Source organism: Pseudomonas sp. SJZ080, assembly GCF_007828295.1.
Taxonomy (GTDB): domain Bacteria; phylum Pseudomonadota; class Gammaproteobacteria; order Pseudomonadales; family Pseudomonadaceae; genus Aquipseudomonas; species Aquipseudomonas migulae_A.
In genome coordinates this window covers 37,739-49,661 of sequence record NZ_VIUK01000022.1, presented here as the reverse complement: position 1 = coordinate 49,661, position 11,923 = coordinate 37,739, and the positions used below count along the sequence as shown (strand labels likewise).

Annotated in this window: 9 protein-coding genes and 1 pseudogene; 6 read left to right on the top strand and 4 right to left on the bottom strand. The window is 60.0% G+C overall.

Features of this window, described 5'->3' with window-relative positions; translation table 11 throughout:
* The first annotated feature begins 17 nt into the window (after positions 1-17).
* From FBY04_RS24375 to FBY04_RS33320, 4 genes and pseudogenes are all read left to right on the top strand, one after another.
* The gene (locus tag FBY04_RS24375) at positions 18-977 is read left to right on the top strand and encodes a cytochrome-c peroxidase (RefSeq protein ID WP_145317448.1); all 960 of its coding nucleotides are present in this window, start codon (positions 18-20) and stop codon (positions 975-977) included.
* Entirely contained in the window at positions 974-2,785 is a 1,812-nt protein-coding gene (locus FBY04_RS24370; protein WP_145317445.1) for a DAHL domain-containing protein, read from the top strand. The genes FBY04_RS24375 and FBY04_RS24370 overlap by 4 nt, the downstream gene beginning before the upstream one ends.
* A 590-nt stretch (positions 2,786-3,375) precedes the next feature.
* A pseudogene (locus tag FBY04_RS33325) lies at positions 3,376-3,462 on the top strand (hypothetical protein); the annotation flags it as partial.
* Positions 3,463-3,519: 57 nt separating this feature from the next.
* Entirely contained in the window at positions 3,520-4,188 is a 669-nt protein-coding gene (locus FBY04_RS33320; RefSeq protein WP_371850940.1) for an ATP-binding protein, read from the top strand.
* A gap of 41 nt (positions 4,189-4,229) precedes the next feature.
* On the opposite strand, the gene FBY04_RS24360 is transcribed toward FBY04_RS33320, so the two are convergent.
* Together FBY04_RS24360 and FBY04_RS24355 are read right to left on the bottom strand one after the other, a co-directional pair.
* On the bottom strand, positions 4,230-5,555 hold the full coding sequence (locus tag FBY04_RS24360; RefSeq protein WP_145317442.1) for an APC family permease: 1,326 nt from the start codon (positions 5,553-5,555) through the stop codon (positions 4,230-4,232).
* 224 nt (positions 5,556-5,779) lie between these two features.
* Positions 5,780-6,601 carry a carbon-nitrogen hydrolase family protein gene (locus FBY04_RS24355; protein WP_145317439.1) on the bottom strand — a complete coding sequence of 274 codons (822 nt, stop codon included), beginning with the start codon at positions 6,599-6,601 and terminating at the stop codon, positions 5,780-5,782.
* Between the two features lie 126 nt (positions 6,602-6,727).
* On the opposite strand from FBY04_RS24355, the gene FBY04_RS24350 reads away from it, so the two are divergent.
* Together FBY04_RS24350 and FBY04_RS24345 are read left to right on the top strand one after the other, a co-directional pair.
* Positions 6,728-7,528: a LuxR C-terminal-related transcriptional regulator gene (locus FBY04_RS24350; protein WP_145317436.1), complete on the top strand. Its 801-nt coding sequence runs from the start codon at positions 6,728-6,730 to the stop codon at positions 7,526-7,528.
* A 159-nt stretch (positions 7,529-7,687) separates the two neighbouring features.
* Entirely contained in the window at positions 7,688-9,307 is a 1,620-nt protein-coding gene (locus FBY04_RS24345; protein WP_145317433.1) for an FMN-binding glutamate synthase family protein, read from the top strand.
* A gap of 15 nt (positions 9,308-9,322) precedes the next feature.
* On the opposite strand, the gene FBY04_RS24340 is transcribed toward FBY04_RS24345, so the two are convergent.
* Positions 9,323-10,831, bottom strand: coding sequence for a glucosyltransferase domain-containing protein (locus FBY04_RS24340; RefSeq protein ID WP_145317536.1), 1,509 nt, complete (start codon positions 10,829-10,831; stop codon positions 9,323-9,325).
* A 1-nt stretch (position 10,832) separates the two neighbouring features.
* Positions 10,833-11,774 (bottom strand): glycosyltransferase family 2 protein, encoded by a 942-nt coding sequence (locus FBY04_RS24335; RefSeq protein WP_084323031.1) that lies wholly within the window; start codon positions 11,772-11,774, stop codon positions 10,833-10,835.
* Between the last annotated feature and the right edge of the window lie 149 nt (positions 11,775-11,923).

Below are 11,923 nucleotides of genomic sequence, written 5' to 3'. Positions count from 1 at the left end.
AGCCAAGGAATTATCAGATGTCGCCATCCATTCACCACCTGCTCCTGGTGCCGCTGTTCGGATTTTGTCTGAGCGCGAGCGCCGCGCCTCTGGATGAACCGCTCAAACCGCTGCCCCCGGTGCCACAGCAAAACCCGCTGCGGGTCGAACTCGGTCGCCAGTTGTTCAATGAGCCGCGCCTGTCGGTCAACAACACACTGTCCTGCGCCAGTTGCCATCGTCTGGACAAGGGGGGCGCCGATACCCAGGCGTTTTCCATCGGCTTCAACGGTGTGCCAGTGACGATCAACACCCCCAGCGTGTTCAACGCTACCCTGAATTTCAGGCAGTTCTGGAACGGCCGCGCCGACACTCTGGAAACCCAGATCCACGCCGTGGTGCAGAGCCCCAGCGAAATGGGCAGCGATTGGGAATATGTGGTGCAAACGCTGTCCGCAGACCCGGCGTACCACAGCGCATTTGGCAAGGCCTACCCGGACGGCGTGACCATGAACAATGTGCAGAATGCGCTGGCCACTTACGAACGTACGCTGCTCAGTAGCAACTCGCGGTTTGATCAATACCTGCTGGGCGACACCGACATCCTCACGCTCGAGGAAAAGTACGGTTACCAGCGTTTCAAGGACTACGGCTGCATCGCCTGCCACCAGGGCGTGAACATCGGCGGCAACATGTTCCAGAAGTTCGGCGTCATGGGCGATTACTTCAAGGTTCGCGGCAACCCGACGGACACCGACCTGGGTCGCTATCTGGTGACCAAGGATGAAGAGGACCGCAACGTGTTCAAGGTACCGAGCCTGCGCAATGTCGCGGTGACCGCGCCGTATTTTCACGACGGTTCGGCCAAGACCCTCGAAGAGGCGGTGGACGTGATGTTCAGGTTCCAGCTCGGGCGCGTTCCTTCCATCGAGGACAAAACCCTGATCATCCAGTTTCTCAAGACGTTGACGGGTGAATGGGGAGGCAAGCCTTTATGAAAATGTCTAACCGTCGCAACCTGGCATTGCTGGGCATCGTCGCCGTGATGCTGGCCTCGACGCTGGCGTTCCTGTACCTCAAATCGAACTCGAACGAGACGTCGACCTACGCTGAATCCCGTGACCTGATCGGTCGGATCAAACAGCTGAACGCGCAATGGGAAACCGAGATCCTCAAGGCCAGGATCGCCACCAACCACAACTACGATCCGCTGGCCACGCCGCTGACCGGGATGGCAGAACTGTGGGAGCGGTTCGACACCTTGGAGTCGAACCACGGTCGCAACGACTCGCCGATCTGGCGCGCCAGCCATGATGCATACCTGACCGCCATCCAGGAAAAGACCCGGCTGGTAGAGCAGTTCAAATCCCACAACGCGGTGCTGCGCAACTCGCTGGCGTTCCTGCCCACTGCCGAGGATGACATTCATGAGCAACTGGCCCGGCTGGTCGATGGCGACAAACTGCAACTGCAGAATATCGCCACCGACACTTACGATCTGCTGCTCAGCAGCCTGGAATTCGCCCAGGTCACCTCCGACGACAGGGCCGCCGACATTCTGGTCGGACTGAACAAGCTAGGGGTGAACAAGTTGCGCCTGCCTGAACAGTTTCACAGCCCGATCGATATTCTGAGCAACCACATTTCACTGATTCTGCGCGAACAACCGGTGGTCAACCGCTTGCTGGAAAACATCGAAGCAGTTCCCGTCGCCGAACGTCTGGACGAGATCACCAGCCTGTTGAATACGGACCAGCAACAGACTGATGCCATCGAGCAGCGCTATCACTTTTACATGCTGGTGTTCTCTGTGCTGCTGGTCTTGCTGCTGGTGTACCTGGCGATTCACCTGATGCGCAGTTTCACCACCATCAGTCGCGTCAACAAGGCCTTGAAAACCGCCAATGACGAACTGGAACTGCGAGTGGAAGAACGCACCCGCGAACTCAAGGACACCCAGAGCGAACTGCTCGACACCGCACGCCAGGCCGGCATGGCCGAGATCGCCACCAATGTGCTGCACAACGTCGGCAATGTGCTGAACAGCGTCAACATCTCGGCCGATCTGGTCAGCCGAAAACTGCGCGCCAGCAAGGCCCAGGGGTTGGGCAAGGCAATGCAACTGATCAACGAACACCCCGGCGACCTTGGCACCTTCCTCACCCAGGACGACAAAGGCAAATTGCTGCCTGGCTACCTCAATCAACTGGTGGAGGCCATCGCCCTCGAACAACAAAGCATGACCGACGAACTCGCGCAGTTGAGCAAAAGTGTCGACCACATCAAGGACATCGTCGCCACCCAGCAATCCTACGCGGGCGCCAACAGCCTGATGGAGCCGCTGCACATCAGCGAATTGCTCGAGGACGCCCTGCGCATGAACGCCGGCGCGCTGACCCGCCATCACGTCACGGTGGTCAAGGAGTACGGTGAGGTGCCGCAGGTCATGGGCGACAAACACCGCTTGCTGCTGATCCTGATCAACCTGATCAGCAACGCCAAATACGCCATGTCCGACCTCAGCAATCGTCCGCGGCAAATGACCCTCGGGGTCAAAATCGTCGACAACGAGACGCTGCAAGTCAGCGTCAAGGATGACGGTGAAGGCATCGCTGCGGAAAACATGACGCGCATCTTTGCCCACGGTTTTACCACCCGCAAGGAAGGTCACGGCTTCGGCTTGCACAGCTGTGCCCTGGCCGCCATCGAAATGAACGGCCACCTCACCGCCCACAGCGACGGGCCGGGCAAGGGCGCGCAATTCACCCTGCAGATCCCGCTGAAACCTGTCACGGAGGTAGCATGAGCGAACAGTCGAACCGGCGCATTCTGCTGATCGACGACACACCGTCCATTCATGTGGATTTCCGCAAGATCCTCACGCCGACGCCGGTGCCGACTGTCGAGCTGGACGCAATGGAAGCGGCGCTGTTTGGCAGTGAAGTGAAATCCACCCGCCTCCCGTTCGAGCTGGATTCGGCGTATGGCGGGCAAGAGGGCCTGGGCAAACTTAACGATGCCTTGAAGGAAAGCCGCCCCTATGCGCTGGCCTTCGTCGACATGCGAATGCCGGAGGGCTGGGACGGTGCAAAGACGATTGAGCATTTGTGGCAGGAAGACCCGCGTCTGCAAGTGGTGGTGTGCACCGCGTATTCCGACTATTCGTGGGATGAACTGCTGGACCGGTTGCAGGCCCATGACCGGCTGCTGATTCTGAAAAAACCGTTCGACAACATTGAAGTCCAGCAGATGGCCAACACCCTGCTGACCAAATGGGACATGACCGAAAGGGCCTTTGTGCAGATGAGCCATCTGGAGCATCTGGTGGACCAGCGCACGACCCAATTCAAACAGGCCAGCGAGGCGCTGCAGCGGGAAATCGACGAGCGCAAACAGCTTGAATCGCAACTGGTGCAGTCGGAAAAACTCGCTTCACTGGGGCAACTGGCGGCCGGTGTCGCCCATGAAATCAATAACCCCATCGGCTTCATTTCCTCCAACCTCGGCGCCCTCGATGGCTATTTCAAACAGCTGCAGGAAATGCTCGACGCCTATCGAGATGCAGAAGAGGCCATTGGTTCCAGCGAGCTGGTCGAGCGCCTGCATGAACTGCGTGACCGGATCGAGCTTGAATTCCTGCGCGACGACATACCGCTGCTGATCAAGGAATCCAAGGACGGCATCAGCCGCGTCGGGCAGATCGTCAAGGACCTGAAGGACTTCTCGCGGGTGGACTCCAACCAGGAGTGGCAGTGGGCGAACCTGCAGCACGGCATCGAATCGACGCTGAACATCGTGGCCAATGAACTGAAGTACAAGGCCGATGTGGTGAAGGACTATCAGGTCTTGCCCGATATCGAATGCCTGCCTTCGCAGATCAACCAGGTGATCATGAACCTGATCGTCAACGCGTCGCAGGCCATCGGCGCGGAACGTGGGACCCTCACCCTGCGCACCGGGGCGGAAGGGGGAACCGTATGGATCGAAGTCGCCGACACCGGCGCCGGCATCCCGCCGGAAAGCCTGCAGAAAATCTTCGACCCGTTCTTCACTACCAAACCGGTGGGCCAGGGGACAGGGCTGGGCCTGTCCCTGTCCTATGGCATCGTGAAGAAACATAGGGGGGATATTTCGGTGGTGAGTGAAGTTGGCGTTGGCAGCACTTTTCGGGTCGAACTGCCGATCCACCAATCAAAACCCGCAGCCTGAACACCCACCGAGCCGGCTCCTGCAAAGGTGTTCCGCGTGCGTTATGTGGCTTCCTGGAAATCCATCTCCGGGGGCTGACGACGGAATCCGCCGGTCAGCACCGCCAGGTACACCACGCCAATCGCCAGCCAGCTCAGGCCCAGGTAAATCGCCAGGTGATCGAGGCTGACCATCAGCCATAAATCCGCCGCCAGGCCAATGAACGGGAAAATCAGGAACAGCACCCACTCACGCAGCCCCTTTTTCTCGCCGCCAATCCAGTAATGAAAGATCACCGACAGGTTCACCAGACTGAACGCCAGGAACGCGCCGAAGTTGATGAACGAGGTCGAGGTGGTGACGTCCAGTTTCAGCGCCAGCAACGCCACCACTGCGCACAGCAGGATGCTGTTGATTGGCGTCCCGAAACGCTCATGCAACGTACCGAAGAAGGATTTCGGCAGCACACCGTCGCGGCCCATGGCATACAGCAGCCGCGAGCCACTGGCCTGTGCCGACAGACCCGAAGCGAATTGACCGACGATCAGGCCGATCAGGAAGATCGACACGAACAGGTCGCCACCGATGTTGCGGGCAATTTCATAGGCCGCCGAGTCGACACTGTCGAACTGGAAAGACGGATGCGCAATCTGCACGAAGTACGACACGCCGACGAAGATCAGCCCGCCGATCAGGGTAATCAGCATGATCGCCCGCGGGATGGTGCGGCGCGGGTCGCGGGTTTCTTCGGTCAGGGTGCTGACCGCGTCGAAACCGAGGAACGAGTAACAGGCGATGGCCGCACCGCTCATGATCAGTGGCATCTGCATGTCACCGTTGAAGAACGGTTTGACCGACCATAACGGCGTGCTCGCATCGCCGCCGACGTAATGCACGCACAGCGCGACGAAGGCAATCAGCACCAGGAACTGCACCAGCATCAGCAAGGCGTTGATGCCGTTGGCCAGTTTCAGGCCAACGATGTTGATCGCGCTGGTGATGCCGATGAACGCCAGCACCCAGACCCACTGCGGCACCGCCGGGAACGCGGAGTTGAGGTACACCGCGCCGATCAGCCAGATCGCCATCGGCAGGAACAGGTAATCGAGCAGCACTGCCCAACCGGCGATGAAACCGAGTTTCGGGCTGATCGCCTTGCGCACATAGCTGTAAGCCGAGCCGGCCACGGGAAATGCCGAAGCCATTCGGCCGTAACTCATGGCGGTGAAGAACATCGCCACCAGCGCCGCGAGGTACGCGGCCGGCACCATGCCGGCGGTGGATTGAGCGAGGATGCCGAACGTGCCGAGCACAATGATCGGCGTCATGTAGGCGATGCCGAACAGCACCACCGACCCTAATGAGAGGGTGCGTTGCAAACGAGCCATGAGCGACTACTCCGAATTTTATTGGATTTATGGCAGAGCCGAGTTCGGCGCAAATTACGGGTATTGCGTTTGTTGTTCTGGGTGAATCGTCAAACAGGTGTGTCGACCGGTCTGACGCCTTCGCGAGCAAGCCCGCTCCCACATTTGATCTCGGACGTTCAAAAAACCAATGTGGGAGCGGGCTTGCTCGCGAAGACGCCAGCCCGGGCGACACAAAATCCGAATCAGCGCGAAGGAATCAGCAGCTCCCGAAGTCCGGATGCGTGCTCGACCATCTCCCCCGGCAACTTCAGCCGCTGATCATCCAGATACCGATAATCCTGCCGCGCCGCCGTCAGCTGATTCAGGTCCAGCTCAACCGCAAACCGCCCCTCCTCCCGCCCGGCCTCGAACAACAACGTGCCCAACGGATTCACCAGCGCACTGCCGCCAGCAAACACCAGCCCGCCATCGCCCTCTTCGACCCGGTTGACCATCAGCGCAAACGCCTGGTTTTCCTGGGCGCGGGCCATGATCGCGGTGCGGTGAGTCGGGCCGTAGGGGTCCATGTTGCCGTTGGTGACGATCAGCAATTCGGCGCCCAGTTGCGCCAGGGCGCGGGCGGTTTCCGGGAATTCAATGTCGTAGCAAATCAGCAGGCCGACCCGCACGCCGTTCCACAGGCACGTGGCGTAGCGGTCGCCCGGTTCGTACACACCGCGGTCCGACGCCCACAGGTGCGTCTTGCGGTATTTCAGCGCGATGCCTTCAGGGGTGATCAGCAGCGTGGTATTGAAAAAACGACCGTTGTCGTTCTCGGCCGTACCGATCACCACGGCGATGTTGCGCTCGCGGGCCGCGGCGGCGACCGCGCTGACGGTGGGGCCGTTCAATGGTTCGGCCACCGCCGCCACCGTCTCGGCCGACGGGAAGCCCATCAGGTGGCTTTCCGGAAACATGATCAGCTGCGTGTCGGCCGCGCAGGCAGCAATCGTCGCCAATGCGCGTTCGAGGTTGTAAGCCGTGTCGTTGTCACGGCCCGCCAGTTGGGCGAGTTCGACCTTCATGGGTAGTCCTTGTTCTAGTGGCCGGGCGGCAGAAAGATTGCCCGGCCGTTGTCTGTGCGCCAGTATGCGCAGCAAGCAACCGGCCAGGGAATCACGCGGCCGGGGTAACCCGATAGGGGTAGACCCATGACACTCTCGTTAGACGACATCGCCTGGCACCGTTCGGTCGGGCAACTGATCGACGCCCTCGACAAGCCCAATTTCTGGACGCAGCTGGTGCGCCTGCTGGATCAGTACGTGACCTTCGACAGCTGGGTGGCGCTGCTTTTCAGCGCCGATCAGCCCCCGCAAGTGTTCGCCGAATGCCCGGGTGAAGACGGCAGCCCCGATCAGTTGTTCCAGGATTACCTGCGCGGTTTGTACCTGCTCGACCCGTTCTACATCGCCTGCCGCGAGCAGTCGCGCACCGGGCTCTATCGCCTGTCGGAAGTGGCGCCGGAGCACTTCGAGCTGACCGAGTATTACCAGCGCTACTTTCGTCTGAATGTGGTGGCCGACGAAATCCAGTTCAATTGCCAGCTCGAAGGCGACCGAACGCTGTGCCTGTCACTGGGCAGCAAGCAGCGTTTCAGCGGTCAGCAGATCGCCTTGCTGTCGTTGATCCAGCCGTGGGTGCTCGGCCTGTTGCGCCAGCGCCTGCCGTACGAAATCAACGAAGTCGTGGCCCTCGCGCCGGCGCCGGTCCAGGGTGACTGGCGGGTTCAGCTGGAAGCCTCGGTGCAGCAACTCAAAGGCGCGCAACTGACCGCGCGCGAGCTGGATGTCGGGCGTTTGATGCTCAGCGGTTGTTCCAGTAAAGAAATCGCCCGTAAGCTGGAAATCTCTGTCGAAACCGTGAAAGTCCACAAGAAACACATGTACAGCAAGCTGGGGATCAAGTCCCAGTCCGAGCTGTTTTCGATTTTTCTTCAGGCGCAAAATGCCTGACACCGTGCTGCAATGCTTTTCTGTGGGAGCGGGCTTGCTCGCGAAAACGCTGGTTCAGTCGACATCAATGTTGAATGAAAGATCGATTTCGCGAGCAAGCCCGCTCCCACAGTGATTTTTGTTTAGCCATTACATTGAGTCCGAACCCAAGGAAACCGTATGAGCCTGTCACTCCTGAGCCGCTACGCCTTCTTTGCCGCTTGCGTGATCTTCACCCTCGCCAGCCTGCCCTTCCTGGAACACGACTGGCTCTGGCCGATCACCGTCGTCACGGGCGTGCTCAGCCTGATCGGCCTGTTCGATCTGCTGCAAAGCCCCCACGCGGTGCGCCGCAACTACCCGATCCTCGGCAACATCCGCTACCTGGTGGAGGGCATTCGTCCGGAAATCCGCCAGTACCTGCTCGAATCCGACAGCGACGCCCTGCCCTTCTCCCGGGCCCAGCGTTCGCTGGTCTATTCGCGCGCCAAGAATGAAAGCGCCGATAAACCTTTCGGCACATTGATCGACGTGTACCAATCGGGTTTCGAGTTCATCGGCCACTCCATGCGCCCGGCCCCGTTGAGTGATCCGAGCAGTTTCCGCACCCTCGTCGGCGGCCCGCAGTGCACTCAGCCGTACTCGGCATCGGTGTTCAACATCTCGGCCATGAGTTTCGGCTCCCTCAGCGCCAACGCCATTCGCGCGTTGAACCAGGGCGCCAAACTCGGCAACTTTGCCCACGACACCGGTGAAGGCAGCATCAGTGCCTATCACCGGGAAAACGGCGGCGACCTGACCTGGGAACTCGGCAGCGGCTACTTCGGTTGCCGCACCGCAGACGGGCGCTTCGACCCGGAACGCTTCGCCGCACAAGCGCAAACGCCGCAGGTGCGGATGATCGAGATCAAGATGTCCCAGGGGGCCAAACCCGGACACGGCGGGATTCTGCCCAAGCACAAAGTCACCAGGGAAATCGCCGAAACCCGCGGCATCCTGATGGGCGAAGACTGCATCTCGCCGTCGCGGCACAGCGCGTTTTCCACGCCGATCGAACTGATGCACTTCATCCAGCAACTGCGTGAACTGTCCGGCGGCAAGCCGGTGGGCTTCAAGTTCTGCCTCGGTCATCCTTGGGAATTCATGGGCATCGCCAAGGCCATGCTGGAAACCGGCATCCTCCCGGACTTCATCGTCGTCGATGGCAAGGAAGGCGGCACGGGGGCGGCGCCTGTGGAATTCACCGACCACATCGGCGTACCGATGCGCGAAGGTTTGCTGTTCGTGCACAACACGCTGGTGGGCCTGAACCTGCGGGACAAGATCAAACTCGGTGCCAGCGGCAAGATCGTCAGCGCCTTCGACATTGCCAGCGTGCTGGCCATCGGCGCCGACTGGGCCAACTCGGCGCGCGGCTTCATGTTCGCCATCGGTTGCATCCAGTCGCAGTCGTGCCACACCAACAAATGCCCGACGGGCGTCGCCACCCAGGACACCTTGCGCCAGCGCGCACTCGTCGTCCCGGACAAGGCGCAGCGCGTGTTCAACTTCCACCGCAATACCCTCAAGGCCCTGGCCGAAATGCTCGCCGCCGCCGGTCTCGAACATCCGTCGCAGTTGTCCGCCAAGCACCTGGTGCGGCGCATGTCGGCCACCGAGATCAAGCTGTTCTCGCAGCTGCATGTATTCTTGAAACCGGGGGAATTGCTCACTGGCGAGGTGAACGGCGAGTTCTATTCGCGCATGTGGCAGATGGCGCGGGCGGACAGCTTTGAGCCCAATGAAATGGCAGCGGCTTGAGACCAGCGGGGCGCTTCACCAGCGAAGCGCCTTGATCGGGGCCGGCTCTTTCATGACGATGAAACCGTAATCACCCAACAGATAAATCCGGTAGTACTGGCGCTCCACCAGCGCCGGATACCCCAGATACCCCACGCGCGTCGCATTGCGATGCTCCTTCTCCGCGACCACGTTGGTGATGCCCACTTTCGGCAGGTTCTCGGCCAGCATGAAAAAGTCGATGTTGAGCAGATAGTGCAACACCGGCATCTGCTTGAACGAACCTGCGGCAGCCTGCAACCAGTGATCGGAGTACGTCACCGACATGTAGATCCGCTTGGCCTCGCGCAGTTGTCGATGAGCCGCTATGTCGTGCTCGAGGCTGAACAGCGCACTGGTCGAGAAGGCTTTCTGCACCGTCAGCACCCGACCGTAAGCGAACGACAACGACAACATCGCCAGCAATGGCAGCACCAGCAACAACGGCAGCCGTTCATGGATCTGCGCCAGCGCCAGGTGGCTCAAGTAGAACAACAGCACCAGCAGCACGGCGAAACCCATCAAGGTCCGGGCGCCCTCGTTGAAGTCACGGAAAAACAGCGCGACACCCGACACCAACAGCGTCACTGCCGGCAAGGTCAGCAGACACAGCAGGCCAATCAGGCCTTTCTTCAGTCCGCTGTCCGGACGCGCTCGCACCTGCAGTCCCACCTGGATTGCACCGGCAATCGCGCAGAGCAACAGCGCAGCGAACACCCAGGCGAATCCGCCGTGAAACAGCAGCACGACCTTTTCCAGCACTCTGCCGATGTTGACGTGCAATTGCAGCAGCGGCGCGGCGGCCCAGTTCAATAACAACGCGCGATCCTGACTCATGAAGGCCACGGCACTGGCGCAATAAATCAGCCAGCCCAGGGTGACCTGCGCCAGTTTCCAGCCGATCAACCCGCACAGCTGGGGCCAGGCCACTCGGTCATTCACGCCCCTGAGCAGTTCCAGGCAACACAAGCCCAGAAACACATTCAGGCTGATCTGATACAGCCCCAGCGCCAGTGCAATCAGCAATGCCGGCACCAACCATTGCCGGCTGCGCGAGGGGTGACGAAAAGTGATCGCATAGATCACCGCCACCAGGCTCAAGGCCATGGCGGGACCGTCGTATTGATAAGACAGGTTCTGCAGAAAAAACGGGTTGTACCAGAGTGGCAGCGGCACCAGGCAACAGGCAATCGTCGGTTGTGGAAAGTAATGAAATGTCAGCCGGGTCAACGCCGAGGCCATGGCCAGCGTGGCGATCAACAGGGGCAACGGAAAGATGTTCGGCGCGGCGTTGCCAAACGTCAGCAGGTTGTAGAACAGCTGGGTGAACAAGCGTCCCTGCTCTGCCCAGGCCATGCCGGCCGACAGCGAACGCCAGTTGTCATCGATGTACGGGAAGTCCGCAAGAATCAGCGGCACGACATACAGCAACGTCGCGAGCAGAAAAAACAGCCAGACCTGGCGTGGCCCGAGTTCTTTACCGAGAAAATCGCTGAGCCGGCCCATGCTATAGCCCGAGCCGGTCTTTGCCACCGACGATGTCTTTCACCACATAGCGCGGCCGATGCTTGGCTTCGATGTAGATCCGCCCGACGTACTCGCCGAGGATGCCGATGCCGATCAACTGCACACCGCCAAGAAACAGAATGGCAGTCATCAGCGACGGGTAACCGGGGACGTTGTTGCCGAAGAAAATCTTGTCCAGAACCATGTACACCGCGTAAAGCACCGCGAAGATCGAAATGCTGCCGCCGATGTACGTCCACAAGCGCAACGGCACAGTACTGAACGATGTCACGCCTTCGAGGGCCAGGTTCCAGAGTTTCCAGCCATTGAACTTGCTGTTCCCCACCACCCTTCTTTCGCGCTCGTACTCCACCACCACGGTGTTGAACCCGGCCCACGACAGCACCCCCTTCATGAACAACTGGTGCTCGGGCAAGGTACGGATGACGTCGACCACCTTGCGATCCATCAACCGGAAATCGCCAACGTTTTCCTCTATCCGGGTGTACGAAATACGGTTCAGCACATGGTAGAACAGCGAGGCGGTGTGGCGTTTCAGGTAACCATCGGTGGCTCGATTACGGCGTTTGGCGAGCACCACATCCGCGCCTTTCTGCCACTCGTCTATCAACCGCGGAATGACACTGATCGGGTCCTGCAGATCGACATCCATGGGGATCACCGCGTCGCCCGTCGCATATTCCAGGCCGGCGAACAGGGCCGGCTCCTTGCCGAAGTTGCGCGAAAAGTTGATCAGCAGCACCAGTGCGTCGGTCTGCGCCAGCGCTTTGGCCTGCTCTGCCGTGCCATCGGAACTGCCATCGTTGATGAACACGATCTCGACCTCACTGCCGACGAGCCTCAACTCGCGGCGCACCGCCTGATAGAACAGGACGATCGCCTGCTCTTCGTTGAAGACCGGAACGATCAGCGAAACCTTCACGTTTCACGCTCCTGAACAATGCCGTGTAACTGTTCGACAGAGGCCGTCCGCCGTTGTTCTTGCGCGCCATCGGTCTGCCAGACCAGTGGGCGGCCCCTTACAACCAGCTTAGGTCAGGGCGGGCATCTGAGACATCCAGTAATATCGGG

Excerpts from the sequence above, each read along its gene's own strand:
- FBY04_RS24375 (WP_145317448.1), top strand. The coding sequence starts at position 18 with ATGTCGCCATCCATTCACCACCTGCTCCTGGTGCCGCTGTTCGGATTT.
- FBY04_RS24370 (WP_145317445.1), top strand. The coding sequence starts at position 974 with ATGAAAATGTCTAACCGTCGCAACCTGGCATTGCTGGGCATCGTCGCC.
- FBY04_RS33320 (WP_371850940.1), top strand. The coding sequence starts at position 3,520 with ATGCTCGACGCCTATCGAGATGCAGAAGAGGCCATTGGTTCCAGCGAG.
- FBY04_RS24360 (WP_145317442.1), bottom strand. The coding sequence starts at position 5,555 with ATGGCTCGTTTGCAACGCACCCTCTCATTAGGGTCGGTGGTGCTGTTC.
- FBY04_RS24355 (WP_145317439.1), bottom strand. The coding sequence starts at position 6,601 with ATGAAGGTCGAACTCGCCCAACTGGCGGGCCGTGACAACGACACGGCT.
- FBY04_RS24350 (WP_145317436.1), top strand. The coding sequence starts at position 6,728 with ATGACACTCTCGTTAGACGACATCGCCTGGCACCGTTCGGTCGGGCAA.
- FBY04_RS24345 (WP_145317433.1), top strand. The coding sequence starts at position 7,688 with ATGAGCCTGTCACTCCTGAGCCGCTACGCCTTCTTTGCCGCTTGCGTG.
- FBY04_RS24340 (WP_145317536.1), bottom strand. The coding sequence starts at position 10,831 with ATGGGCCGGCTCAGCGATTTTCTCGGTAAAGAACTCGGGCCACGCCAG.